The organism is Bacillus sp. ISL-51 (genome assembly GCF_018613535.1).
In the GTDB taxonomy this organism is placed as follows: Bacteria; Bacillota; Bacilli; order Bacillales; family Bacillaceae; genus Bacillus.
In genome coordinates this window covers 20,126-45,500 of record NZ_JAGGQB010000004.1, presented here as the reverse complement: position 1 = coordinate 45,500, position 25,375 = coordinate 20,126, and the positions used below count along the sequence as shown (strand labels likewise).

At 42.1% G+C, this 25,375-nt stretch carries 23 protein-coding genes; 12 read left to right on the top strand and 11 right to left on the bottom strand.

Features of this window, described 5'->3' with window-relative positions; genetic code table 11:
* The first annotated feature begins 586 nt into the window (after positions 1-586).
* Positions 587-1,543 carry a patatin-like phospholipase family protein gene (locus J7E26_RS03905; protein ID WP_214801472.1) on the top strand — a complete coding sequence of 319 codons (957 nt, stop codon included), beginning with the start codon at positions 587-589 and terminating at the stop codon, positions 1,541-1,543.
* A 94-nt stretch (positions 1,544-1,637) separates the two neighbouring features.
* Here the strand turns inward: J7E26_RS03905 and J7E26_RS03900 are convergent, their stop codons facing one another.
* Entirely contained in the window at positions 1,638-2,276 is a 639-nt protein-coding gene (locus J7E26_RS03900; protein WP_214801905.1) for a DUF2306 domain-containing protein, read from the bottom strand.
* 447 nt (positions 2,277-2,723) lie between these two features.
* Positions 2,724-3,293, bottom strand: coding sequence for a flavin reductase family protein (locus J7E26_RS03895; RefSeq protein ID WP_214801903.1), 570 nt, complete (start codon positions 3,291-3,293; stop codon positions 2,724-2,726).
* 125 nt (positions 3,294-3,418) lie between these two features.
* Between J7E26_RS03895 and J7E26_RS03890 the strand changes: the two genes are divergently transcribed.
* From J7E26_RS03890 to J7E26_RS03880, 3 genes are all read left to right on the top strand, one after another.
* Positions 3,419-4,099 (top strand): ArsR/SmtB family transcription factor, encoded by a 681-nt coding sequence (locus J7E26_RS03890; RefSeq protein WP_214801468.1) that lies wholly within the window; start codon positions 3,419-3,421, stop codon positions 4,097-4,099.
* A gap of 140 nt (positions 4,100-4,239) precedes the next feature.
* Positions 4,240-4,797 (top strand): cysteine hydrolase family protein, encoded by a 558-nt coding sequence (locus J7E26_RS03885; protein ID WP_214801465.1) that lies wholly within the window; start codon positions 4,240-4,242, stop codon positions 4,795-4,797.
* 112 nt (positions 4,798-4,909) lie between these two features.
* A complete protein-coding gene (locus J7E26_RS03880) occupies positions 4,910-5,800 on the top strand; it encodes a Vgb family protein (protein ID WP_214801462.1) in 891 nt (296 codons plus the stop codon).
* A 368-nt stretch (positions 5,801-6,168) separates the two neighbouring features.
* Here J7E26_RS03880 and J7E26_RS03875 read toward each other — a convergent pair whose 3' ends face one another.
* Positions 6,169-6,762 carry a TetR/AcrR family transcriptional regulator gene (locus J7E26_RS03875; protein WP_214801459.1) on the bottom strand — a complete coding sequence of 198 codons (594 nt, stop codon included), beginning with the start codon at positions 6,760-6,762 and terminating at the stop codon, positions 6,169-6,171.
* A 158-nt stretch (positions 6,763-6,920) separates the two neighbouring features.
* Here J7E26_RS03875 and J7E26_RS03870 point away from each other — a divergent pair, with 158 nt between their 5' ends.
* Positions 6,921-8,108 (top strand): MFS transporter, encoded by a 1,188-nt coding sequence (locus J7E26_RS03870; RefSeq protein ID WP_214813135.1) that lies wholly within the window; start codon positions 6,921-6,923, stop codon positions 8,106-8,108.
* Between the two features lie 125 nt (positions 8,109-8,233).
* Here J7E26_RS03870 and J7E26_RS03865 read toward each other — a convergent pair whose 3' ends face one another.
* A complete protein-coding gene (locus J7E26_RS03865) occupies positions 8,234-8,953 on the bottom strand; it encodes a gamma-glutamyl-gamma-aminobutyrate hydrolase family protein (RefSeq protein ID WP_214801454.1) in 720 nt (239 codons plus the stop codon).
* A 482-nt stretch (positions 8,954-9,435) separates the two neighbouring features.
* On the opposite strand from J7E26_RS03865, the gene J7E26_RS03860 reads away from it, so the two are divergent.
* Together J7E26_RS03860 and opuFB are read left to right on the top strand one after the other, a co-directional pair.
* Entirely contained in the window at positions 9,436-10,398 is a 963-nt protein-coding gene (locus tag J7E26_RS03860; protein ID WP_214801452.1) for an ABC transporter ATP-binding protein, read from the top strand.
* Positions 10,391-11,908, top strand: coding sequence for an ABC transporter permease/substrate-binding protein (opuFB, locus tag J7E26_RS03855; RefSeq protein WP_214801450.1), 1,518 nt, complete (start codon positions 10,391-10,393; stop codon positions 11,906-11,908). Before J7E26_RS03860 ends, opuFB begins: the two co-directional genes overlap by 8 nt.
* A gap of 145 nt (positions 11,909-12,053) precedes the next feature.
* On the opposite strand, the gene abc-f is transcribed toward opuFB, so the two are convergent.
* From abc-f to J7E26_RS03840, 3 genes are all read right to left on the bottom strand, one after another.
* The gene (gene abc-f / locus J7E26_RS03850; protein ID WP_214801448.1) at positions 12,054-13,691 is read right to left on the bottom strand and encodes a ribosomal protection-like ABC-F family protein; all 1,638 of its coding nucleotides are present in this window, start codon (positions 13,689-13,691) and stop codon (positions 12,054-12,056) included.
* 276 nt (positions 13,692-13,967) lie between these two features.
* A complete protein-coding gene (locus J7E26_RS03845; RefSeq protein ID WP_214801446.1) occupies positions 13,968-14,495 on the bottom strand; it encodes a GNAT family N-acetyltransferase in 528 nt (175 codons plus the stop codon).
* 116 nt (positions 14,496-14,611) lie between these two features.
* Complete coding sequence (locus J7E26_RS03840) at positions 14,612-15,469, bottom strand: YitT family protein (RefSeq protein WP_214801443.1); 858 nt, start codon at positions 15,467-15,469, stop codon at positions 14,612-14,614.
* 471 nt (positions 15,470-15,940) lie between these two features.
* On the opposite strand from J7E26_RS03840, the gene J7E26_RS03835 reads away from it, so the two are divergent.
* Complete coding sequence (locus J7E26_RS03835) at positions 15,941-17,050, top strand: glycerol dehydrogenase (RefSeq protein ID WP_214801440.1); 1,110 nt, start codon at positions 15,941-15,943, stop codon at positions 17,048-17,050.
* Between the two features lie 235 nt (positions 17,051-17,285).
* The gene (locus J7E26_RS03830; protein ID WP_214801437.1) at positions 17,286-18,497 is read left to right on the top strand and encodes a Bcr/CflA family efflux MFS transporter; all 1,212 of its coding nucleotides are present in this window, start codon (positions 17,286-17,288) and stop codon (positions 18,495-18,497) included.
* A 28-nt stretch (positions 18,498-18,525) separates the two neighbouring features.
* Here J7E26_RS03830 and fabF read toward each other — a convergent pair whose 3' ends face one another.
* Entirely contained in the window at positions 18,526-19,761 is a 1,236-nt protein-coding gene (gene fabF / locus J7E26_RS03825; protein ID WP_214801433.1) for a beta-ketoacyl-ACP synthase II, read from the bottom strand.
* Positions 19,762-19,866: 105 nt separating this feature from the next.
* On the opposite strand from fabF, the gene J7E26_RS03820 reads away from it, so the two are divergent.
* Positions 19,867-20,706 (top strand): helix-turn-helix transcriptional regulator, encoded by an 840-nt coding sequence (locus J7E26_RS03820; protein ID WP_214801430.1) that lies wholly within the window; start codon positions 19,867-19,869, stop codon positions 20,704-20,706.
* 35 nt (positions 20,707-20,741) lie between these two features.
* Here the strand turns inward: J7E26_RS03820 and J7E26_RS03815 are convergent, their stop codons facing one another.
* From J7E26_RS03815 to J7E26_RS03805, 3 genes are all read right to left on the bottom strand, one after another.
* Positions 20,742-21,485: a sulfite exporter TauE/SafE family protein gene (locus J7E26_RS03815; protein WP_214801427.1), complete on the bottom strand. Its 744-nt coding sequence runs from the start codon at positions 21,483-21,485 to the stop codon at positions 20,742-20,744.
* A gap of 168 nt (positions 21,486-21,653) precedes the next feature.
* Complete coding sequence (gene bltD / locus J7E26_RS03810) at positions 21,654-22,112, bottom strand: spermine/spermidine acetyltransferase (protein WP_214801424.1); 459 nt, start codon at positions 22,110-22,112, stop codon at positions 21,654-21,656.
* Positions 22,102-23,472 (bottom strand): MATE family efflux transporter, encoded by a 1,371-nt coding sequence (locus tag J7E26_RS03805; RefSeq protein ID WP_214813133.1) that lies wholly within the window; start codon positions 23,470-23,472, stop codon positions 22,102-22,104. Before J7E26_RS03805 ends, bltD begins: the two co-directional genes overlap by 11 nt.
* A gap of 103 nt (positions 23,473-23,575) precedes the next feature.
* Between J7E26_RS03805 and J7E26_RS03800 the strand changes: the two genes are divergently transcribed.
* A complete protein-coding gene (locus J7E26_RS03800) occupies positions 23,576-24,403 on the top strand; it encodes a MerR family transcriptional regulator (RefSeq protein WP_214801418.1) in 828 nt (275 codons plus the stop codon).
* Positions 24,404-25,052: 649 nt separating this feature from the next.
* On the top strand, positions 25,053-25,358 hold the full coding sequence (locus J7E26_RS03795) for a GNAT family N-acetyltransferase (protein ID WP_214801901.1): 306 nt from the start codon (positions 25,053-25,055) through the stop codon (positions 25,356-25,358).
* The last annotated feature ends 17 nt before the right edge of the window (positions 25,359-25,375 follow it).

The following is a 25,375-nucleotide window of genomic DNA, read 5'->3' as shown; positions in this document are numbered from 1 at the left end:
GTATTACTGGAGGACCATATGCCGCCATATCTAAAGAGATTGGACGGTATTTAATGACGTTCGATTTATTTGAATCTGATATGAAGTTTAATCTAAAAACGTTCTCAAATATGGTCAGCCATCTTCTCATCAAGCAGGACTAAGTGGTAATAATATTAAATTCCATAATCCAACGGGATACAGCTGGGTAAAGAAATAAATGAACATGCCGGCCATTATTTCTAGCTTCTGGCGATTTTATGCCATGCGAATTTTGTGATGCATGTAATAAACACTCAAAATAAACAGTGAAAATGAGAGGCTATAAAAACAAATGCTGAGGGTGCTGCCCCTCAGCATTTGTTTTATAGGATTGGCAATTCATTCACGTATCAATATTTTGCAAATTCAGCTTGGCTTGTTCGGCTTCCAAGGATGGTACCAGCTTTTTTCCTTAGCATTAAATGGACAGGATTGGGCGTTTTTAAAGTAAAAGAAGCAGAAGAAACAATTCATCTTTAAAATATGTCAAAGTGTACACAACAGACACAAGCTCAGCATATATTGAATGATACTTGTGTTCAGTTTAGAAAGGAGAAAAAAGACTTTGACAACATATCGGATCTTGTCCTTTGACGGAGGCGGTACCTTAGGGGCTTTAAGTTTACAACTTATAAACAGATTGTCTCGACTAACACCAGAGCTAATTAGACGAACCGATGTTTTCTCGGGAAGTTCAATCGGTTCATTTATTGCCCTTGCGTTAGCAAGCGGAAGATCGCCGAAGGAGACCCTCGAGTATTTTAAGGAAAAAATCCTGCCGGCATACAGCATTTCCCGGCCAGGAGGACCTGTTTTTAATCAGCAATTGCCATATTCCGGTTTTATTGAAGCGGTAGAGTCATTTTTTCCATCAGGTCTTCGTCTTAAAAACTTTAGAAAACGAATTGTTGTCCCTGCATTTCATTTATACTCACCGGAGCTGAACCGCTGGACTCCTGTGTTATTCCACAATTATCCCGGCTCTCCCTATTTAAATGAGAAAGCGAGTGATGTCATCCTGCGCAGCAGCGGTGCTCCCGCGACGCAGCGAGCCTATCAAAACTACGTGGATGGGTACGTAGTGGCAACTAACCCTAGTACAGCCAGTATCGCGTTTGCTGTGGGTAAAGCCAACCAGCCGCTGGATCAAATTGCAGTATTATCCATTGGAACGGGTGAAACCCCGACTCAGTTAAGAAGAGATACGAAGGGATGGGGGATGGTGAGTTCAGATAACATACGCCCCGAAAATCTGAAGGACCTTCCTCCGAATTGGGGAGTTCTTTTCGATCGATCGCCCGATGAGCCGTTACTTCCGTTTCTTTCGATTGTCGCTGGCGGAAATGGTTACTATGAATCCATGGTCAGTTCTCAACTTCTGGGAGATCGTTTTTTCCGTTTAGATCCACGGATTCCTAACTACTCCAAAACGGACCCTTCTGTGGTTCCCGCTGTCATATCAATTGCTAACAAAACCGATTTACAACCTGCAATTCAATTTATAGAGAAAAACTGGAGCTGACAATATATTCCGTATTTAAAGAAGAGGGCAGGAGCAGGTATTCCTATCCTCTTCTTTATGCGGTCTATAACATTTGCCGCCTCAAAAGAGGGGATCAAATAATCCCTCTATTTTTAGCAAGAGGTGTTTGCAGATTGTACGGCTGCTTTCTAAATCGAATGATGAGTTCTGCGATGACAAGGTTAAGAACAATGGCTCCATAAACACCAATCGTGTAACTAATATCATGGACCAATCCGAATTCCTTATTGCAGGCTGAAGTAATCAAATGAATAAATAGATTAGTAAAGCAGAATAAATAACTTCTGATGATCCATTCTTGATGCTTGCTGTATTGCTTTCGTCTGGCTTTGAATATTGCAGTAACCGTCATCGCAGGCCAAATGATATTCACGATATTAAAGGCGATGCTTACACTTCTTCCGCCGGTTGAGTAGGGAGCCATATATCCTGATGTAAGTGTCACGATAAGTACCGAAATGAAATAGAAATATCCATTTAGTTTGTGTACCCTAGGTATACCTGTCAACATTCTTCTTGAGAAGTTAATAGCCCCGGTGAACATAGCCAAACACGCAAAAATGACGTGCACATACATGACATTTAACCAAAGCGGCAGGTTAAATGATTCACGCAGCACAGTTTTATGACTCAGAAAAGACGTTGATTTTGGATCCTTTATCAAATTCAAATACAGAGTGTAAAAAATAAATACTAAGATAAAAATGAGAATGGCTGTGTACAAGTGCTTCGTTTTAGAAGCAAGAAACTTACTCTGTTTCAGTTTGCTTTCCTCCTTTAGCTTGCGGTGCAAATGCAATCACGGCAAGGTCAGAACAGACAATATTCGAGACCGAACCGTCCGGTCTCTTTTTTAGTATACATCAGCTGTGTGAATAATCTTTGTGCAAAATTTGAACTTTGCGAAAGGAAAAACGGGATGCGGAAAGGGGAAAAGACCCGAGCTTTTATTATTAAGAAATCTGCCGAATTGTTTAATCAAAAAGGGTATGCCGGTTCCTATGTTAAATCGATTTTAGATGAAGGAGCAGCCAACGGTGAATTTACACATTAAAATGCTGATTCAATCTGATATGAACCGAAAATAAAACATACCAAATGATATTGGTATGTTTTATTTTTATACTGATGACGCGCCGCCAAGGTTAATGAATAATCATCACGTCTCTGAGCGAAATGTTTTTCCTACTTGTCTTCCTAAATCAAAATAATGTCTGAAATTATAAATAAGCGGACTCCATTTTAAAGGGTCAATATGGTTTTCGTTCAATATGATGCTTTCCTCGGCATGAAAATGTATCACTTGTGTTTCTACAATCGCAAATGATGTTTCATATTCTGGAATCCGAATATGTTTCACTTCTGCTTCAATTTGGATAGGGCATTCTTTAATGCGTGTTGGTAAAACTGTTACCGAATCTAATGGTGTTAGCCCTGCCGCCTCGTATTTTTCTTTTTTGTAAGTAAACCCGATCTGTTTCTTCAAAAGCGGTATATCCTTCTTCCCGCTATAAGACGAAATTCTTTCAACGTTCTCCCATAAATCCGGGCTGGGTAAGTTTATGACACATTCCTTGTGCCTTTCAAGATTTTCAATTGCTTTTCCTCCCAGTCCTACTCCAAGGACAATACAGTTTCCGAGAGCCCACGAAGAAGACATAGGGCTAATATTGGTGGTGCCATCCTCATTCAAAGTGTTAAGAAGTAATGTTGAAGTGCCGTAATACATAATTTTTGGTTTGATTTCTTTAAAATGATTGTCCAACGCGTATGCCTCCTTATCATCATTCAATTTTTATTGTAAAGGTTTAACATTTCAATTATCATCGAAATATGAATGTAAGGAGGACAAGCATGAATCCTAATATTGCAAAAACAGTTTCGCTGATATCTGATCCCACACGTTCTTCCATTCTTCTCAGCCTAATGGATGGAAGAATACACCCTGCAGGCGAGCTTGCATATCTCGCTAACATTAAACCTCAAACTGCAAGTTTTCATCTGCATAAATTGCTTGAAGCAAAGCTAATCAGTGCAGAGAAGCATGGAAGGCATCGGTATTATAAATTATCTGACGCCGATACTGCAAAAGTGATCGAACAATTGCTTCATATTTCGCCTGATTCTCAAGTGAGATCGTTAAAGGATTCAAGAGAAAAAAGCGACTTGCATTTTGCCCGCACCTGTTATGATCATTTAGCCGGTTTTATCGGCGTGCAAGTTGCAAATTCAATGATCGAGCAAGGTCTTTTAAAAAAAGCCGATTTAAACTTTGAGGTCACTTCCGAAGGGGTTCTTTTTTTAAAGAATTTTGGTATTAACGAAGAACAACAAAGAAATAAGAGAAGAGCATTTGCGCGCTGCTGCTTAGACTGGAGTGAGCGTACACATCATATTGCCGGGGCATTGGGGAATGCGTTACTAGTAAGAATGCTGGAACAGGAATGGATAGTTCGTAAGCCTAAAACAAGGGCTGTCAAGATTACACAAAACGGAAGAGCCGCATTTGAGAAATACTTCAACATTAATATTTGAAGAAACAAAACGATGAATAGGAGAGACAATAACAGTTCAACATCCAGAACTAAAGCTATCGATTTCCATCGTTTATTGTTTAATCAACGCCCGTTATAATCAGATATAAGGTTTTATGCATTTCGTAATAGGAGGAAATCATGGATAATAAAAATATAGCTTTAATTTTAGTAGATATCCAAAAAGCATTCGATGATAAAAAATGGGGAGAGCGAAATAATCTTAACGCTGAGGAAAACACGTCTAAGATCCTTCAATTGTGGAGGAAGAAAGGATTTACAGTCATCTATATAAAGCACAAGTCAGATAACCCCCGTTCGGTATTCCATCCGGACAATGAGGGATATGCTATAAAAGACATAGTAAAGCCTATTGATGGAGAAGTAATAATAACAAAGAAAGTGAACAGCAGCTTTATTGGCACTAATCTGGAAGAATTTCTAAAAGAGAATAAAATCGAAACAGTTATAATAACAGGCTTGACTACACCTCATTGTGTCTCAACAACTGCAAGAATGAGTGCGAATTTAGGTTTCAACACATATCTGGTTTCAGATGCTGCGGCAGCTTTTGGGATGAAGGACCAAAACGGTACATATTATGATGCGGAAACGATACACAATATATCTTTAGCGACATTACACGATGAATTTGCAACAATACTTACAACAGATCAGCTGCTTAGTTATTGTCATTAAAAGTGCCTGTAAACCAAGTCCGTTTGAGTACAAGAATTACTTTGCCCCTTGTCTCGTAAAATGAGAATAGGAGGCTTTTTTGTATAAGATTATTCTTAATGGAGGGGTTTATATGAATATTGAGCTGCAGGAAATAGAATTGTTACATTCAGATTCCGGTCCTTATGGAATAGCTATCTCACAAGAAGGAAAGGTATGGTTTACTCAACATAAAGCAAACAAAATCAGCTGTCTTACTCAAGATGGAACAATCAAAGAATATATTGTTCCGACTCCTGATGCAAGAGTGATGTGCTTGGCCATATCTTCAATAGGTGATGTTTGGTTTACTGAAAATGAATCTAATAAAATCGCAAAGCTTACAACAGCGGGCATTTTTACAGAGTATCCTTTACCGCAACCGAATTCAGCGCCATATGGAATTGCTGAAGGCCTAAATGGTGATATGTGGTTTACAGAAATGAATGGAAACCGTATTGGGAGGCTGACAGCAGAAGGAGAAATTCATGAATATGAACTGCCGAATAAAGCATCATATCCTTCTTTTATTACACTTGGCTCCGATAACGCCCTTTGGTTTACTGAAAATCAAAACAATGCTATCGGCAAGATAACTGAATCGGGAGAAATAACGGAATATCCAATTCCAACACCGGGAGCAGGACCAGTGGGGCTTACAAGGGGAAATGATGATGCACTTTGGTTTACAGAAATAATAGGGAACAAAATAAGCAAGATTACTATTTCAGGCGACATCACTGAATATGATATTCCTACACCAAATGCACGGCCTCATGCTATTGCTGCGGGAGCAGAATCTGATTTATGGTTCACGGAATGGGGCGCAAATAAAATAGGAAGGTTGACAAGAGAGCAATCTTTTGAAGAGTACCCGATTAAAACATCTAATAGTGAACCTCACGGAATTGGATGCGATAAAGATGGTAACGTATGGTTCGCATTAGAATGCAATAAAATCGGAAAATTAAGCTTGCTGAAATGAGAGGAAGGGGCCATATATAAGGCCCCTAATCTTACGAAGAAACATACCAATCCTGTTTTCTTTTAAGACAAAAGGAATTTTTTCATTTTGTCAGCTTTTATGCAGATATGTCTCCTATCCGCATCCAAGTCCTCTCTGCTGCAGCCAATGATACCAAGGAATTAGAGGCTTTTGGTATTTTTTTATGCGTTCATTTCCTATGAGGATTTGGGCGTTTTTTATGATGACATCAGCTCATGACAGCACATCCGTGAATGGTTTGTCCAGAACAATCATTTACACGCGGCTGTCATGAGCTGTCTTTATTTAGGTATTGTACTTGATGTTACAATTCACAGCTAATCGAAAACAGCTGCAAAGCTATTTTGTTAGATCTCAATGGCCTTCATAATTTGCGTTACTGCCAAATCAATTTTTGAATGACTTACTCCATCTTTCGCTTGTGTTGAAATCCCATACATAAATGCTTCAAACATGGCACACAGAGCTGCAGCATCTGCTGAGTCAGAAATTTCTCCTTCTTCTTGTCCCCGTCGAATACACGTCTCCAATTTACTTCGGATTAAAGAACGTTCATAAGAAAGCAGATCTCTTACGTGATTATTTTTATCTGAACAGACACTTGCCGATAGGACCAGCAAGCAGCCGGAAGGGTGATCAGAATCTGTCTGCATTTTTGCAGATTGCCTTAGTGCTTTCTCAATCGCTTCTTTTGCAGTTATTGAAGTATCGGTCAAACAATCCGTTACTTGTCCATATGAACTTTTGTAGCGGTCAATAACTTCCTTAAACAGCGCCTCCTTGGAGCCGAATGCGGCGTAAAAGCTTGCTGATGAAATACCCATCACCTCTTTTAGCTGAGCGAGGGACGTCGATTCAAATCCTTGTTCCCAGTACAGCACCATGGCTTTAGAAATCGCTTCTTCCTTGTCAAATGCACGCGGACGGCCGGTACGGGCCATAAGGCCACCTCCCCTGAATCATTAATTATATACTAATCGATCCAAAATTAATTGACAAGATTTTATGTATGGCATAACATATGGATTAATCGATCCAAAATTAAATTGAAGGGAGAGCAGCAGCCAACGTATTTAAACAAAATGAAGGAGTTGTATAGATGCCTATGTCAGCTGGTATTCAAGAACAAGCCGCAAAAAAAATCCCTTGGTTTGAATTATTAGCCCTTTCAATGGCCGGCTTTATTTGTATTATGACCGAGACTGTTCCTGCGGGTCTGCTTCCGCAAATCGGTGATGGACTAAATGTATCAGCCTCCTTTGCAGGGCAACTGGTTACGTTGTATGCGCTCGGTTCGTTAGTTGCGGCAATTCCTGTCACATTTGCAACACAGAGCTGGCGGCGCAAACCTTTGCTCCTTTTCGCGATTGTTTTGTTTCTTGTTTTTAACAGCGTCACAGCTTTTTCTTCTAACTATACGGTCACTTTAATTGCCCGATTTTTTGCAGGGGTTGGTGCAGGAATTGTATGGAGTATGTTAACGGGTTATGCAAGACGGATGGTTTCTCAAGAGCTTAAAGGCCGGGCCACGGCCATCGCTATGGTCGGCACCCCGATTGCGCTTAGTCTTGGCGTGCCTATCGGAACTTTTTTAGGGGGGCTGATGGGATGGCGTGCTGTTTTTATAATCATGTCTTTGCTGTCTCTTGTTCTTATCATATGGATTATCCTTAAGGTTCCTGATTTCTTCGGAAATTCAAAAGCTCTGCGTGTCAATGTGTTTAACGTATTAACGATCCCCGGGGTGCGGCCTATTCTAACGGTGGTCATTCTTTGGATGGTTTCTCATAATATTTTGTATACCTATATTGCTGCATTTCTTACCCCGGCAGGCCTAAGCTCACAAACAGGCACAGCGTTATTAGTGTTTGGGGTCTTGTCTCTCATTGGAATTTGGGTTACCGGATTATTCATTGATAAGCGGCTTCGTCTGCTTGTTTTGCTGAGCCTGCTCGGTTTCTCAATCGCTGCATTATTATTTCAATTTTCGGGATACAATTCAATTGTTATCTTTGTCGGTATTGCACTCTGGGGAGTGGCCTTTGGAGGGGCGGCTACCTTATTACAAACAGCGTTAGCCCAAGCCGTTGGGGAAGCTAACGTTGACGCCGCTATGTCTATGAATACAACCGTTTGGAATATCGCTATTGCCGGCGGCGGGATTTTTGGGGGAATTCTTCTTGATCACGCTGGCAGCCAATCCTTTCCTGTCATCATGTTTTTATTAATTTTTGCAGCTTTAATGATTTCATTTGTCAATAAGAAACACGCATTTCCTTCTAAATGAATCATTGCGAACAAGGGCTGTCCCAAAAATTCACCTATCGGCTTTCATGAAGAAACATACCAAATCACGTTGGTATGTTTTTTATTTTCTCTTACACCTCTGTTTGCAAATAGATAGATAGCAGCTCAGTTACAACGTTCAATAAACAGAGAAAAAAGTTTCTTCATATCATCATGTTTCTTTGTGAGCATTTCCGGGTGCCATTGTACACCGACGACAAATAAATCACCTTGTCGTTCTATTCCCTCGATGACACCGTCTTTTGCATAAGCTGTTGCTTTAAATGACGGAGCGACGTCTTTTATGATTTGGTGATGGAACGAATTAACCATTGCTGAATCTCCAAACAAAGAGTGTAGGTGAGAACCGGCTTCAAAAGAGACGCAATGGGTTTTTAAAGACGGCTCTTTCTCCTGGTTATGCTTAATATATGCAAAAGAAGCATATGTCAAATCTTGATATAAACTGCCGCCGAATGTGACATTTAATATTTGCACTCCGCGGCAAATAGCTAAGATTGGCTTATTTAATGCAATAGCTGTTTTTATCAATTGCTGTTCGTACGTATCCCGATCCGGAAACGTTCCGCCTAATGCCTGTAAAGGTTCTTCCCCGTATAATTGCGGATTCACATCTTGGCCGCCTGACAAGATCACGCCATCCAGCCGGGAAATCTGCTGCTTCAGCATTTCCGGCTGCTTAATAACCGGTAATATAAACGGCACACCGCCGGCTTCTGCCACAGACTGAACATAGTCATTATTTACATAAGCCCGATCATAACCCGGAAAAGGGCCGGATTGATCAATCTTGATATTTCCTGTTATTCCAATCAATTGGGGCATCCTTCGTGCACCTGAGCCTTTCTTTGGTGTATATTTTTTTCGTATTATTTCAGGCAGTTCTCATGAACATAGATTTTACGTATGTCTTTCAAATTATTCTTGATTTATCAATAGCTGCAGAGAAAGGGAAAAAGGTTTAGCCGTTATGAAAAAGACCAGAGAATATTCAGAGAAGGCTGCCTTGACTGATTTTACATCCGACGAAAAAGAAACGATTCTTATTTCAATTGAAAACTGTTATTTGCCCTCTTGAATTATACAAATTATCCTTTTTATTCATTTTTTGATGAGATGTTTCTCCTTCATATTCCGTGCTGTTTTAAACCTTGTAGAACCTGTACATAAGTGCTACACTCATCGGAAATGGCGAAACTAATCCTTAAGAATCAGTCTATTCTTTAGGGGGATAGGAGTTAATTCTAATGAATGAGGGATTTAGCGCAAAAAGGTTTGATCACAGATCATGACAGGGAAGTGACGATATGATTGAATTTAACAATGTATCAAAACAGTACAAAGACGGCACGTTTGCTGTGAAATCATTCAATGCAGTGATAAATAAAGGCGAATTCTTTGTCATTATCGGGCCCAGCGGCAGCGGTAAAACGACAACATTGAAGATGATCAATCGCCTCATTGAATTGACCGGCGGTACGATATCTATAAATGATCAAAAAATAAGTGAATATGACATTCATGAGCTGCGCTGGAATATAGGATATGTTCTGCAGCAAATCGCTCTGTTTCCGAATATGAATATTGAAGAAAACATAGCTGTCGTCCCCGAATTGAAAAAATGGAATCGGGAAACAATCAAACAGCGTGTCAATGAGCTCTTAGAAATGGTTGGTTTAGATCCTGAAATATACCGTGAAAGAAAACCTCATGAGCTTTCAGGAGGCCAGCAGCAGAGAATCGGTGTCGTGCGCGCTTTAGCTGCAGATCCTGAAATGATCTTAATGGATGAACCGTTCAGCGCCCTTGATCCGATGACAAAAGTGAAATTGCAGGATGATATGCTGGATTTACAAAGAAGAATACAAAAAACGATTGTCTTTGTCACCCATGATATACAAGAAGCATTAAAGCTTGGAGACCGGATATGCATCATGAATAACGGTGAAATTGTTCAAATCGGCACACCTGATGACATTCTGCATCAGCCTGCCAATGATTTTGTAAGAGACTTTGTCGGAGTGCAAGAAGGTATAACAAATGAAAAAATGAATCTTGAAGACATCGTACAGCAAACAGACGCTGCACAATCGAATACTTCTGAAACAGTTTCTGTATCAACCTCTTTACAGGAGGTTCTGGATAAATTAACACAACATGATCAAGTATTTGCTGAGGGTAATGGTGAGATGATTGGCGTCATCACCAGACAGGCGTTTATACAGTATCTGGCTGATCATATTCAAAAGAGAGGTCACATGAATGAATAGTTTTTTACATGAAGTATCAGACAGGAAAGGACAGCTGATAAACGCGCTGCTGGAGCACATTCAAATTTCTCTGATCGCTCTCTTTTTTGCCGTTATCATATCTATCCCCCTTGGTATTTATCTGACGAGAAAACAAAAGCTGTCAGAAGTCATCATAGGTATAACAGCCGTATTGCAAACCATTCCGTCGCTGGCTCTGCTCGGTCTTCTCATTCCTATAGTCGGTATAGGGAAAATACCTGCTGTTATCGCACTTATTGTTTATGCGCTGCTGCCTATATTAAGAAATACATACACAGGGATTAAGGAGATTGATCCTTCCTTAATTGAAGCTGCCAGAGCTATGGGAATGAACAGCAGAAAGAGGTTAGTAAAGGTAGAGCTTCCTTTGGCGCTGCCGGTAATAATGGCGGGAATACGAACTGCCATGGTTTTAATTATCGGCACTGCAACATTAGCGGCTCTTATTGGGGCCGGAGGTTTAGGTGACTTAATTCTTCTCGGGATTGATAGAAATAATACAGAACTTATTCTTATTGGAGCTATACCGGCTGCCATCCTGGCTATCCTGTTTGATTTCCTGCTTCGGAAGCTTGAAAAAGTTTCTTTTAAAAAATCATTGGCTGGTATTGGAGTACTGGCAGCAGCCGTCTTAATCGTCCTGACCATATCAGTTTCTTTTGGACAGGAGGACAAAAACATTGTCATCGCGGGAAAGCTTGGTTCTGAGCCTGAAATCTTAATCAATATGTATAAGCTTCTTATTGAACAAGAGACCGATTTACACGCGGAATTGAAACCCGGTTTCGGCAAAACTTCATTTGTATTCAATGCATTAAAATCAGGGGATATTGACATTTATCCGGAATTTACCGGCACGGCCATTTCTGAGTTTTTAAAAGAAACACCCGTAAGTACAGATGAAAAACAGGTGTATGAACAAGCGAAAAAAGGAATGCTTAAAACATTTGATATGGAACTGCTCAAGCCGATGAAGTATAACAATACGTATGCATTAGCAGTACCGAAGCAATTAGCTGCCGCATACAATCTTAAAACCATATCGGACTTAAAAAGTCATCAGAACAGCCTGAAGGCCGGTTTTACTTTAGAGTTTGCCGATCGGGAAGACGGATATCGCGGCATTCGGAAAATGTATGGAATCACATTTTCGAATCTGGTGACGATGGAGCCGAAACTTCGTTACAATGCAATCAAAACAGGTGATATTCATGTAGTAGATGCTTACTCAACGGACAGTGAATTAGAACAATATAAATTGTCTGTACTGAAAGATGACAAGCACGTATTCCCGCCATACCAAGGTGCTCCGTTGGTAAGAAAAGAAACATTAAAAAAATATCCAGAGCTGGAGGGCGCGTTAAATAAACTTGCGGGAAAAATAACAGATCAAAAGATGCGGGAAATGAATTATGACGTGAACGTAAAGGGGAAAAGTGCAGAAGCAACAGCCGCAGCATTTTTGAAAGAAGAAGGGCTTTTGAAATAGCTTCATCATAGCAGCCTTAGTAAAAAGCCTCGCGGATGAATCACCCGCGAGGCAGATTGCAACAATACCAAGGGTTTAAGGGCCTTTGGTATTTATTATTTTCTGTTTTGATCAGAAATAAAAATTCAAAACGGCCCGCCCCGTTTTACAGCCGATTTAGTGTTTTTATTTGTTCCGTCAGCTCTTTAAACTTCTTATCGAGTTCTGGGTACGCTTTATCATTCGGGGTCATGAAACTAAGCTTTCCCAGCACTTCCTGTCTCTCTGTTTCCAGCTTTAAACGCAATTCATCCTGATCATCTCTTTTTGAAGAGGTTTCTTTCCATTGCCTTTGGACGCTGCTGTTTGACATGACGAGCTGATTGTCCGTTGTTTTTTCGAGAAAGTATCGGTCGTGTGAAACGATGAGCAGCGTTCCGCTATATTGTGCTAATGTGTCTTCGAGCTGCTCGCGTGAAGGCAGGTCAAGGTGGTTTGTCGGCTCATCTAATATAAGCACATCTTTTTCCTCCAGAATATATGCCATCAGCTTGCACTTTACACGCTCGCCCATACTCATCTTTTCGATGGGTTCTGTCCATTGCGATGCCGTGAAACCCAGATGCTTCATGATCGTTTGAACCTTTCCTCTCGCCGCGAATGTTTCTTTATAAAACAGCTGCTCCGGCGTCTGTTCGAGCGGCAAGTCGAATACTTCCTGCGTTAAATAGCCGATATTTGCAGAGGGTGACATCCATATATCGCCTTCCGCTGTTTCCTGTCCGAGGATGACTTTCAATAATGTCGTCTTTCCGCTGCCGTTCGGACCTGTTATGGCAATCTTCTCACCGTGCTGAATGGTGAAATTGACATTTTGAAATAGCGTTCGTCCGCCAAACGATTTTGTTAGATTTTTCACTTCTAAAAACCGCTTTCCCGCCTTATGATTTGTTTCAATGGAAAAGCGCACATCATATTCCGCCTCAACCTGTTCAACTTTTGCTTTTTCCAGCTCTTTTTCAAGGCGTTTCTGTTTTGACTTGATCTGGGCATCCGTACGTTTTGCTTTTACCCGATGGTATTCTTTAGTGCCTTCCTGTTTCGTCGATTGTGCATGGGCTTTTTTCGACCAGGCAGTGAGCTCATTCATTTGGGCTTCGATCCGCTTAATCATGTTCTGCTGATTTTCAAATTCCCGCTGCTGAGTCAGCCTTTTCTGTTTGCGAATCTCCATATAACCGGAGTAATTGCCTTTATGTTCAATCAGCTTTTTTCCTTCAATCGACCATATTTTTGTCGTCACGGCATCTAAAAAAGCGCGGTCATGCGAAACGAAAATAATGGTGCCTTTATAGTTCTGCATTTGTTTTTTAAGGATTTCTAAACTTTGTTTATCGAGATGGTTTGTCGGCTCATCTAATAACAAAAGATCAGCAGCTGTTGAGAAACCTTTTGCCAGCCGTGCTTTCAGCTTTTCTCCGCCGCTTAACTGTGTAAAGTCATGAGCCGGCACATTCCATTTTTCTAATAATTTCACTTCTGAAGGCCCCAGATCCCCGGAAGAGTGCGACTCGGTTTCTTGTTCCACCATAAAAACATTCTGGCCTTGCTGCATCCATTGGATATATCCTTTTGTGGGAGCTGCATCATCGTTGATCAATTGCAGCAATGTAGATTTACCGGCGCCGTTTTTGCCGATGATACCGATGATGTCCCCTTTCTGAACACTGGCATTAATATCTTCAAACATGCAAAAGCTCCCTGCTTCATAGCTGATGCCGATTAATTTTAATAATTCTTTCATAAGATCATTCCCTCGCTTTAAGGGAGAATTAAAAAAATCCTCCCAATTGATTTGGAAGGATTAGCCGTACCTGTACATCATCAAATAAGCTATTTTTCAATAGCTGTGTCATTTATAGAAAATGGGCAGACTAATCCTATTTTTTCTGATTTGAAATATGCGATTTCAAACGTTAAAAATAAGATTAGTTAATCATCGTCCACCCATCATCCCTTCTCATATTAATAAAATCAGTGTATCACACACTTATCCGCAAAGCAAAAGGTAAAAGCCTTTTTATTCCAAACCCGGGGCTTCCCACTCTTCTTCTAAAACGGCATAATAATATTCATCCCACCATTCATTATCATGGGGGATGCATTTTTTGAAAAAGCCTTCCCGTCTCATTCCGATCTTTTCCATCACCCTGTGCGAAGCAATGTTTTCCGGCTGGCATGTCGCAATGATCCGGTGTAATTTCATCTTTGTAAACCCGAATGCCAGCACGGCTCGTGCCGCCTCTGAAGCATATCCTTTGCCCTGATATTCCGGGTGAAACACCCATCCGATTTCATACGTATGATCACCAAAATACTTAAAAAAAGCAATGTGGCCGATGACCGTTTTTTCATCCTTTAATACAACAGGAAACTTCTCGGCATGGTCACCGCTGTTTTCAGTAACGAATTTCTTGGCATCTTCTTGGGTAAAGACACCCTCCGGTATATACTTCATGACATTCAGATTTGACGTGTACTGATAGACATCTTGCCAATCTTCCGGTTCAAATGTCCGGATTACGAGCCTGTCGGTTTTGATATTCATTTTATGTTCTCCCATCAAAAAAAGTGTTCATCTATTACTTCGATCGAAAAGATGTAAAAACCTTTGAGCGGGGAGGGCCGAATATAAAAAAGCTTGCAGAAACACTCTGCAAGCCGTTATTTCTCATTCGCAGCCGACGGCAGCTCCGTAAAGCCGAACTTTCCTCCGACCGCTTCTTTTACCTCATGAATGACAATAAATGATTTAGGATCTATCTTTTGGATGTGATTTTTGATTTTTAACAGCTCATTCTTTTTAATGACAACATAGATAATGCGCTTGTCTTTACTGTCATAATATCCGTATCCATAAAAAATAGTGGCCGCGTTTCCGTATTCGCTGGTGATAGCCTTGGCAATTTCCTCGTATTTATCAGACATGATGGTCAGGGCTTTTTTATTGTGGAAGCCCTCAATGACGATATCAACGATTTTAGCGCACAAATATACGAATATAAACGTATACAGCGTGTTATTGATACCAATGGCGAAAACCGAAGCGAATATAATGACACAGTCCATATAAAACATGCTCTTTGAGATGTTATAGCCCTTCGTATAATTTAATAAATACGCTAAAAGAGTCGTCCCGCCGGTAGAACCGTCAGCAATGAAAATCAAAGCCAGCCCCGTTCCCATTAATAATGCTCCGAACACAATACCGAGCACCATGTCGTGAACGCCAAACGGAATAAAGCTTACGATACTGAGAAAAACAGAGGTCATGCCTGTGCCCAGTATCGTGTATAAAATTGTTTTTTTCGCTAAAAATTTATAAGCCAATCCGATAAAAATAAGATTCACGACCAGAGTGGTGATACTTGCAGGAATATGAAATAAATAATATAAAACGAGAGCTATCCCCACGGTACTGCCGTCACCTAATTGATTTGGGATCACAAAAAATTCAACAGATGCAGCAATAAGAAAGGCTCCGATTATTATCAGCAGGATATCCTTACAAATTGTCTTCATGTGCAAACCTCCTCCGCAGTCAGAATGTATATAGCAAAATAAAAACGCCTCAAAAATTATCTAGTGAAAACTAAATAATTTCTAAGACGAATGTATGTTAAAGCTTGTTAGTTCACTCTGTAAAGAATGTTCAATATCGAAGATTATATAGACACCTGCACTTCTTGTCAATGCTGTAAAAAATCGTTTTTCTGCTTAAGTGAAATACAGATGTCACGCAATGTTTTTTTATTTTAATAAAATAATTTAAGTTTTTTAAGCACATTCTTTGTGTATCAATTAAAAGGTATGTTATATTTTTAATCGTTTTGGATGGTCGTTTCTTCTTTTTATTCTAAATTTGTTTCTCCGCCTCGGAAGAGATAGAAATCATGTTTGATTCGCGCAGGAATAAGGAATGATATTAGAAGAAAGTTTTTTCTATCTATCACCAAGAGACATTTTATGTAATACAACAAAGAAAGGATGATTATGTTGGAAAGAATCTTTATCAGTCCATCAAAGTATGTACAAGGAAAAAACGCAATCGAAAAGATTGGTGAGCATCTGCAAGGCATTGGTGAACAAGCTGTCGTTATCGCAGACAAAATCGTTTGGGATATCGCGGGGCACAAAGTCGCAGATGAATTAAAGAAAAAGAATATTTCCTCAGAGGAGGTTGTCTTTAACGGAGAAGCCTCTCGGGAAGAAATCAAAAGAATTGCCGGCATTGCCAACAACGCAGGCGCATCAATTGTCATCGGTGTCGGAGGCGGTAAAACGCTTGATACGGCCAAAGCCGTGTCGGATGAAATAAACGGCTACACCGTCATTGTTCCGACGGCAGCTTCGACTGATGCACCGACAAGCGGGCTCTCTGTTGTTTATTCCGAGAAGGGCACCTTTGAAAACTATCGGTTTTACAACAAAAATCCTGACTTGGTTTTGGTCGATACGAAAATTGTCGCAGAAGCTCCGCCTCGTTTCTTATCGTCAGGCATTGCTGATGCGATGGCCACTTGGATAGAGGCGCGCAGTGTCATCGAGAATGGCGGTAAAACAATGGCAGGGGGAATCCCTACGATAGCCGGAGCAGCCATTGCGGAAAAATGTGAGGAAGTGCTATTCAAATATGGCCATCTCGCCTATGAATCCGTGAAAGCGAAAGTCGTCACTCCTGCGTTGGAAGCGGTGGTTGAAGCCAATACGCTTCTGAGCGGTTTAGGCTTTGAAAGCGGCGGCTTGGCTGCGGCACATGCCATTCATAACGGTTTCACCGCGCTTGAAGGGGAGATTCACCACCTGACTCACGGAGAAAAAGTAGCGTTCGGCACCCTCGTTCAATTGGCTTTAGAAAAACATTCATTAGAGGAAATTGAACGTTACATTGAGTTTTATATCAGCTTGGGACTGCCTGTTACACTTGAGGATATAAAATTAAAAGACGCCTCTAAAGAGGACATTATGAAAGTGGCCGAGGCTGCAACGATAGAAGAAGAAACAATCCATGCCGGCTTTAATGTCACGGCTGAAGACGTTGCTGATGCGATTATTGCCGCTGACCAGTATTCAAAAGCGTTTAAAGAAAAGCAATCGCGTTAAAACACTGACCGCGTGTCTAATGACCGAGGGCCGTTACGGCCCTTGGTTTTTTAATGTGAAGCTGCAATGACCCCATTTTGCTCCGCAACCATTCTTCTTCGTGTGTTCCTCGCCTGCCATTTATCTTTTTAGCGGTAAAACAGCTTGAAAACATTAAAAAATAAAGAAAAAATTATGATACAATATATAAATGTTTTGCTGAATTATGAGATTATAAAGGAAAGGTGAGAACGATATGCTGCACAATCCGACTGGTAAAGAGCGGCTTGCTCTGGCGTTTCTTCTTGGCATGCTTGCCATACTGGGGCCGCTTAATATAGATATGTACTTGCCGAGTTTCCCGGAGATTGCCGAGGATTTAGGCGCCCGCGCTTCGCTTGTCCAGCTCAGTTTAACGGCCTGTCTGATCGGGCTTACGATCGGCCAGATTATTGTCGGGCCTGTCAGTGACGCACAGGGGAGAAGAAAGCCGTTATTAATATGTATTTTTTTATTTGCCCTGTTTTCACTGTTTTGTGCTCTCGCCCCGAACATTACGACATTAGTCATTGCACGTTTTCTTCAGGGGTTCACTGCGTCGGCGGGGCTTGTCCTGTCCCGTGCCATCGTCAGGGATGTATTTACGGGAAGAGAACTTTCCAAATTCTTCTCGCTGTTAATGGTTATCACTGCCGTTGCCCCGATGGTGGCGCCAATGACGGGCGGCGCGATTTTACTGCTGCCATTTGCCTCATGGCATACGATTTTTCTCTTTTTAACCTTCATTGGATTTTTGCTTGTTCTGATCATTGCGGTCAAGCTGAAGGAAACGTTGCCGCCGGAAAAGCGCATTCCAAGCTCGATCGGGAATTCTGTACGCACAATGGGCGGCTTGCTGAAGGATCGGTCATTTATCGGCTATGCGCTGACGGTCGGTTTTATTCACGGAGGCAGCTTTGCTTATGTATCCGGAACGCCTTTTGTATACCAGGATATTTATGGCGTATCGCCTCAGGTGTTTAGCATTTTATTCGGCATAAACGGTTTGGCCATTATTACCGGAAGCTTCATTATAGGACGTTTCGGAGGGATCATCCACGAGAAAAGCCTGCTTCGAATCGGGGTCATTACAGCTATGCTTGCAACGGCCGTCCTGCTTGTCATGACGATGATTCACGGCCCGCTGGCAGCGCTGGTGATTTCAATTTTTATTTACATGATTACAATCGGAATGACGCTGACAAGCACGTTTACGCTGGCAATGGAAAAGCAGGGGCACCGCGCGGGAAGCGCAAGCGCCTTGTTGGGCATGCTGCCGCTGCTTCTCGGTTCCATCGTTTCGCCGCTTGTGGGCATGAATGAATCGACAGCCGTCCCGATGGGGGCTATCATGTTTACGACGTCCGTTCTCGGTTCTATTGCCTTTTTTACATTAACGAAACAAACGGAGAAAGCCAAAAAGGAGTGAAATGATTTCACTCCTTTTTCGTATGCAGTCATTCATATTTCTTTAATAATATGGCTGAATTGTGGCCTCCAAAGCCGAATGAGTTGGAGAGGCCGAGCGTTAATGCCTTATGCCGAGGGCCATCCGTTACGTAATCCAAATCACACACGGAGTCAGGGCTCTCCACATTAATCGTCGGAGGGATGATTCCGCGTCTCAGGCTTTCTGCCAGAGCAATCGCTTCAACCCCGCCGGCCGCACCCAGCATGTGGCCGAGCATTGATTTATTAGCTGTAACCGGAATGTCATAGGCAAGCTCTCCGAATAGTTTTTTGATTGCCAATGTTTCAGAAAGATCTCCGGCTTTTGTGCTTGTTGCATGGGCGCTGATGACATCAACTTCATCCGCTGACACATTTGCTTTCTTCAAAGCGTTTCTCATTGCTGCATATGCACCTGTTCCTTCCGGGTGGGACGCTACCATATGATAAGCGTCTGAGCTTGCTCCGTAGCCGAGCACTTCACACAATATAGGAGCATTTCTGCCGATTGCGCTCTCCAATGATTCCAGTACTAAGATGCCGGCGCCTTCACTCATGACAAAGCCATCACGATCCGCATCAAACGGTCGGCTTGCGGATGCCGGATCTTCATTTCTCGTTGATAACGCTTGGGCATTGCCGAAGCTTGCTAATGATAAGTTCGTGATCGCTGCTTCTGCACCTCCGGCAAACATAATATCTGCGTCATCGTTTCGGATCGCGTTGAATGCTTCTCCAATGGATGTGTTCCCGATCGAGCATGCTGTGACGGGAGAGAGAGAAGGACCGAGCGCGCCTAATCTGATGCTGATCTGGGCGGCGGCCGCATTCGAGATCATCATGGGCACCAGGCTGGGGCTCACTTTTCGGGGGCCCCGTTCATTTAATACATGAACATTGTCAATCAGTGTGGTGATTCCGCCGATTCCGGAGCCGACATACACCCCGAGACGTTCACGGTCAATCTTATCCAGCTGAATGTGTGAGCTTTCCAAAGCCTGTTCGGCCGCTGCTAAGGCAAACTGACTGAAACGGTCCAGCCGTCTAGCTTCTTTTTTGCCCCATCTTTCTACTGCGTTAAAATCACGGACAACTCCCGCTATTTTTGTTTTGGAGCTGGATACGTCAAACGAATCTATTAAAGATATTCCGGATTTCCCTTGTATGAGATGAGTCCAAAGTGTATCTACATCATTGCCCAGAGGTGAAATAACGCCCATTCCGGTTATGACAACTCTTTTCATAGTCATTCCTCCTTCAATATGTTTCTATTTTAACTTGTCAGTATCCTATTACAAGTTGTTGTTTATCATAGTATAATAAATACTATGTAAGAAAGGAGAGGTAACATGATACCAGAAGCGAGGCTTCAAGCCCTTTCAGAGTTTTTGAAAACGCAGCGGGCTAAAATTTCTCCTCAGATGGCCGGATTGCCGATGGGCACCCGGAGAAGAACACCGGGGCTTCGGAGAGAAGAGGTCGCCCAGTTAGCCGGCGTGAGCACGACATGGTATACGTGGCTGGAGCAAGGAAGAGACATTAAAGTGTCTGCGGCGGTCTCAGATGCGGTCTCAGATGCGTTACAGCTGAATAAAGATGAAAGAAATTATTTATACGCGCTTGCTTTAGACGAAGGCGTAAAACAGACTTTCTCCCCCGAAGAAGAAACCATTATCAGCCCGGCGCTTACGAAAATGGTGCAGGAACTCCGTTATTGTCCAACCATCATTTCGGACAGACGATGTCATATTGTGGGATGGAATCAGGCTGCGGCTCATGTATTTTTAGATTTTGAACAAATACCGCCTGAAAAGCGGAATCTTATTGAGCTGCTGTTTTCGAGAAAAGAATTACGAAGTTTAGCCGTGAACTGGGAGCATTTTGTGAAAGGATTTATTGCCATTTTCAGAACCTATTACGGTCAATATGTAGCGGATAAATGGTATTCACAGTTTATTGAAAAAATGGAGCATGCCTATTCGGAATTTCATACATTGTGGAATGAGAGCGAGGTCAGCTCAGCCCCGGAAGTCTTGATTGAGTTCCGCCACGCAAAAGCCGGAAAAATGGTATTTAACCTGACTTTATTACAGGTTCAGGGCAACAGCGATTTACGATGCAGTGTCTATACCCCGGCAGAAAATACCGAAACAGAATCAAAGCTTAAACGGCTGATTGAAAACAAATAAAAATACGAGGGGCGCCGGCCCCCCGTATCAGGTTATTAAAATAATAGCATCAGCCCGGCGATGGCCGGTGTCAGAAAGATGGCTGACTTCAATATGAATTTTGGCACCAGGTTGGTGAATTTTGCGCCGACATATGCGCCGCACATCGTCCCGATCAAAACTTTTACCAGCAAGATATAATCTACAAATCCTTCAGTAACATAACCAAGCCCTCCGCCTATGGCGAGAGGAATAATGACAAGCATGGTGGTGCCGACCGATTGGCGGATGGATAAATTCAAAAGAATCATCAAACCGATTTGAATGAAAGGAGCTGAACCGATACCGAACGTTCCCGACAGGATACCTGCGATGATTCCCAGTAATACGGCTTTCACCCACATGTGCAGCTTGCTTTGCCGCTCGGAATTCACGGATTTTTCTTTTAATACAAATAACCTGACTAAAATGAGAAGAGCTGATAAAAACAGCATTCCCGCAGTCATGTAATGCAGTAAATCGGCGGGGATAAGGGAAGTGAGTTTTGCCCCGAAAAATGAACCGAACGCCGCGAAGAAACCGACGATTATGCCGATCTTCATCTGAATATTGCCTTCTCGATAGTGACTGAATGCTCCCGATAAACTGGTAAATGCCATGCCGGCAAGGGAAGTCCCCAAAGCCGTATGAATCGGTATATGAAAAAGCATCGTTAAGAGTGCAATAACAAAGCCAGCTCCTCCGGCTCCGATAAAACCGAGGATAATCCCAAGAAGAAACATAACGAGTATAATAAGCACAATTTTCTCCTCCATTAGCTGTCTGAAAGATCTGTTCCATTAGAAACCGCCGATTAAAAAAATCGACTGTCGACCGTCGTTCAATATATTTATTTTATCTCAAATTTTAGACATAGACAAGAACAGTTTATCTCTTCCATACAGAAAATAACAAAAGAAACAGCCGGCTTACAGCTCTTTCACCATCACCTTTTCCCCGTTGCAATCCAGTTCTCCATTGTATTCAAAGCCGAATTTTTGATAAAGGCGCAAAGCATGCTGATTATCCTCAAAAAGGCTTAAATAAATCCGTTTGCATTTATATAACGCAGCAAGGTGCCGGATAAGGGCTTTGAGCATAATGCTGCCCAGCCCTTGTCCTTGATAGCGTTCATCGATGAAATAACGGTCAAGCCACACTCTGCCATATTCATTTTCTTCATCATACTCAGGAAACCAGCCGTACATGGCAAAGCCGACCAAATCTCCGTCACGATAAAGGCCGGCAGGATGATAGTATCGGCATTCCTTTGCCTCCTTTAAGCATTGCTCAGTTGTCTCTATATATGATGTTTGGCTCTCGCTTACATGCAGAGCCAGTATATCGGCACGATGATCTTCCGTGACCGCTTTAATCTCAATGTTCATATGGATTCTCCTCTCTTGCTTTTTCTGTGACGGGTGAAAAACCCTTCCATTTGAAACGCCCGAATATAATGAACAGAGCCGTCAGGCCTTCTGATAATGGAAAGGCCAGCCAGATGGCCATGCTTCCGAATAACATGGGCAGCGTAAAGAGCAATGGGATAAAGAGAATAAGACATCTGGCTAAAATAATGACAGATGAAAGCCTGATTTTTTTAAACGCCTGATAATATTCAGCATAAACCATATTCATCCCCAAGAATACATAGCCGATGAAGTAAAGGGCCATCCCTTTTCGCGTGTAATCTGAGACGTCACTGGGCATATCGCCGAAGAAACGAATCAGCACATCACCGAAAAAGAGGCTCAACACCCAAAAAAATACGCCGAAAACAAGACCTGTCCCAATCCCTAAACGCAAAAAACGCCGTAAGCGGCCGTTCATGTGCATGCCATAGTGGAAGCTGACGATCGGCTGAAGCGCGGAACCGATTGCAATGAATATGACCAGAATCACGGCATGCAGATTATTAATGATGGCAAATGCCGTAATGCCTGAAGCGCCCGCAAAATGCAGAAATGATAAATTGCAGCAGACTGTCATTATCGCGGTCGAACCTTCAATGATAAAGCTCGGCAGACCGGTTTTCAGAATGGCATACATCGTTTTCCAATCCGGTTTGAACCGAATGATCCGTAAGACGCTGTTTTTCCGCAAAAAATGTGTCAGCAGGACGAGTAAACCGATGATTGTGGCAAAAGCAGTGGCAAATGCCGCCCCCTTGATGCCCATATCCATCTTAAAAATGAAAATATAGTTTAAAATCATATTAAAAACGGATGTGATCACAAGCCCGGTCATCGCTAAATTGGGATTGCCGTCATTGCGGATAAAAATGCTCAGCATATTTTCTATGACATAAAACAGCGAGAATCCCAAGAGGATGGTCAAATAATCCGCAGCAAGCGGTAAAATCCCGCCTGAAGCGCCAAGTGCCTCTGCAATCCATTCAGCATGGAAAAAAGAAACCGAAGCAAACGTGCCGATAATCACAAGAGCCAGAACAAGAGAGTGCGTGAAGATATGCCGGCCTTTTTGCGGATTCCCTTCTCCAAGGGCGATAGAATAAAGGGCGGCTCCGCCAATGCCGATTCCGAGTGAAATGGAAAAGATCACGGAATAGACGGGAACGCTAATGTTAACGGCAGCTAAAGCTTCCGGGCCCACCCCATGGCTGACAAACAGCCCATCAACTAAAATATTGACCGCCATGAGAAACATCCCGATACAAGAAGGAATTAAATACGAAAGAAATAATGGGAATGGCTGAGTGTTTGTCATCTTAACAGATGCTGTATTCATGTTTTCACCTATCCTTTTCATTAAGGTTATTTGTGAATCAACCTTCTCTCAGATACAATGATCATCATAAAGTATATGGTTGCCGTATAGTCAAGGAGGTATTATGAGCGAAGACGTCAGAAAATATTTCACCACAGGTGAATTTGCGAAACTGTGCCACGTTAAAAAACAGACCCTGTTTCACTATGATGAGATCGGCCTTTTGTCTCCTGAATTAAAAAAAGAGAATGGGTACAGGTACTATTCCTATAATCAATTTGAACTTTTTCAAGTAATCGGTTTGTTTAAAGAGGTCGGTGTCCCGTTAAAGAACATAAAGCCGCTCCTTAAAGGCAAAACCCCGGGTGATATCACAGCGCTCTTAAAAGAGAAATCTTTAGAAATCGAAAACAAAATCAAAAAGCTCGAGCACTTGCAGACGATGATTCAGACAAAAGTGAAGCTGACAGAACAAGCCTTGGAAACAGACTTTTCCTCTGTCTCTTTTCAGCATTTAGATGAAGAAAAAGTAATGATAGGCCGCCCCGTATTAAACTTGCCGGAACGAAAATACATTGCGGGAATTTCCGAGCTTATCCGCTATGTACAATTAAACGAATTAGACGAGGGATACCCGGTCGGCGGAATATTTGCGCGGGAGCAGATTCTCAACAAAGAATTCTACAATTACACGCATTTTTATATGAAAATTCAAGAAGGAATAGAGAATATACACTACCATGTAAAGCCAAAAGGGCTGTATGCCGTCGGATATCAGAAAGGAGACGAAGCAGAAGCCGCCTACGCCGAAATCATTCAATTCATTGAAGAAAATGGACTGCAAATGGGTGACTATGCATATGAGGAATATATACTTGATGAAGTGGTGGTGGACGGAATTGAAAATCAAATCACAAGAATCCAACTCCAAGTCAAAAGCAGTCAAGACTGACGGTTTGGCAATTTACGGCTGGAAACAGACCTTGTATAATGAAAAAATCAGATTAAAATTGAGGAGAAAAACAGTATGTTTTTAGCGCCCTTATTTGAACATGATGTACCGGCAGCACTTCTCCGCCCTTAATGGAGTAAAGTAGGAAACGGCCGGAGGAACATTCTGGATCGGGGCAATCCTTATTCTCGCGGGCGTCCTGCTCGTGATTAAAGAAAAAAACTGAAATCTATTGATAAAAAGCCATTCATTGATGAATGGCTTTTTTCAGATTGGAAGAATAAAAAGGAGTCAGATGAAGAGAACTTTCGATTTCTTCCCAAATGATCTTGACTCCGTACAGAAGGAACGCCAATCCGAACAAAATATACCGCTGAAGTTTGAAGACGGACTTTCCGACGCTTCTTAAGCCGATTGTCAATAAAACAAGGATATATCAAAGGCTGTTGCCCGCTAAAAATCATGCAGCTACAGAGATCGTTTGCCGGGAGAGCTGATCCGGCGTTTAAATCGGGACCGGGGGTTGCGCAAGTGCCAATTCTAAAAGAAAGAGATGAAACTTGGTTTCCCCTCCTGTTATCTCCTGTTAATTCATCATGCCATTTTTAAAGGATTTGTCTCGGCGTACACAGAAAACAATTAAAGGAGTATTGGGGCTCGGTTTTTCGTTTTTCTTTCTCACGGATTCGGCTTATCCGCTTTCTATCACGGCAAACCTGTGAGTGAGTGTACGTTTATTTTTACAGGAGATAAGCGCGCGGAAATGGATATTACGACGCAAGCGGGCTTCAGGGGGATGGGGCTGGCTCGAATGACAGCTAAGGCATTTATCAATCATTGTCTCACATGTGACCTGACTCCCGGATGGGATGTAAACAACATGGCCTCAGTCTCATTGGCGGAAAAACTGGGATTTAATGAACCGGCAACATTTTCTGTATTCGTGAAAACTTAAAGATCGGCGGGTGATTG

What these genes read in the sequence shown, in the direction of transcription:
- J7E26_RS03895 (WP_214801903.1), bottom strand. Translation starts at nt 3,293, where the DNA reads ATGTATTACGGCACTTCAACATTACTTCTTAACACTTTGAATGAGGAT.
- J7E26_RS03890 (WP_214801468.1), top strand. Translation starts at nt 3,419, where the DNA reads ATGAATCCTAATATTGCAAAAACAGTTTCGCTGATATCTGATCCCACA.
- J7E26_RS03885 (WP_214801465.1), top strand. Translation starts at nt 4,240, where the DNA reads ATGGATAATAAAAATATAGCTTTAATTTTAGTAGATATCCAAAAAGCA.
- J7E26_RS03880 (WP_214801462.1), top strand. Translation starts at nt 4,910, where the DNA reads ATGAATATTGAGCTGCAGGAAATAGAATTGTTACATTCAGATTCCGGT.
- J7E26_RS03875 (WP_214801459.1), bottom strand. Translation starts at nt 6,762, where the DNA reads ATGGCCCGTACCGGCCGTCCGCGTGCATTTGACAAGGAAGAAGCGATT.
- J7E26_RS03870 (WP_214813135.1), top strand. Translation starts at nt 6,921, where the DNA reads ATGCCTATGTCAGCTGGTATTCAAGAACAAGCCGCAAAAAAAATCCCT.
- J7E26_RS03865 (WP_214801454.1), bottom strand. Translation starts at nt 8,953, where the DNA reads ATGCCCCAATTGATTGGAATAACAGGAAATATCAAGATTGATCAATCC.
- J7E26_RS03860 (WP_214801452.1), top strand. Translation starts at nt 9,436, where the DNA reads ATGATTGAATTTAACAATGTATCAAAACAGTACAAAGACGGCACGTTT.
- opuFB (WP_214801450.1), top strand. Translation starts at nt 10,391, where the DNA reads ATGAATAGTTTTTTACATGAAGTATCAGACAGGAAAGGACAGCTGATA.
- abc-f (WP_214801448.1), bottom strand. Translation starts at nt 13,691, where the DNA reads ATGAAAGAATTATTAAAATTAATCGGCATCAGCTATGAAGCAGGGAGC.
- J7E26_RS03845 (WP_214801446.1), bottom strand. Translation starts at nt 14,495, where the DNA reads ATGAATATCAAAACCGACAGGCTCGTAATCCGGACATTTGAACCGGAA.
- J7E26_RS03840 (WP_214801443.1), bottom strand. Translation starts at nt 15,469, where the DNA reads ATGAAGACAATTTGTAAGGATATCCTGCTGATAATAATCGGAGCCTTT.
- J7E26_RS03835 (WP_214801440.1), top strand. Translation starts at nt 15,941, where the DNA reads ATGTTGGAAAGAATCTTTATCAGTCCATCAAAGTATGTACAAGGAAAA.
- J7E26_RS03830 (WP_214801437.1), top strand. Translation starts at nt 17,286, where the DNA reads ATGCTGCACAATCCGACTGGTAAAGAGCGGCTTGCTCTGGCGTTTCTT.
- fabF (WP_214801433.1), bottom strand. Translation starts at nt 19,761, where the DNA reads ATGAAAAGAGTTGTCATAACCGGAATGGGCGTTATTTCACCTCTGGGC.
- J7E26_RS03820 (WP_214801430.1), top strand. Translation starts at nt 19,867, where the DNA reads ATGATACCAGAAGCGAGGCTTCAAGCCCTTTCAGAGTTTTTGAAAACG.
- bltD (WP_214801424.1), bottom strand. Translation starts at nt 22,112, where the DNA reads ATGAACATTGAGATTAAAGCGGTCACGGAAGATCATCGTGCCGATATA.
- J7E26_RS03805 (WP_214813133.1), bottom strand. Translation starts at nt 23,472, where the DNA reads ATGAATACAGCATCTGTTAAGATGACAAACACTCAGCCATTCCCATTA.
- J7E26_RS03800 (WP_214801418.1), top strand. Translation starts at nt 23,576, where the DNA reads ATGAGCGAAGACGTCAGAAAATATTTCACCACAGGTGAATTTGCGAAA.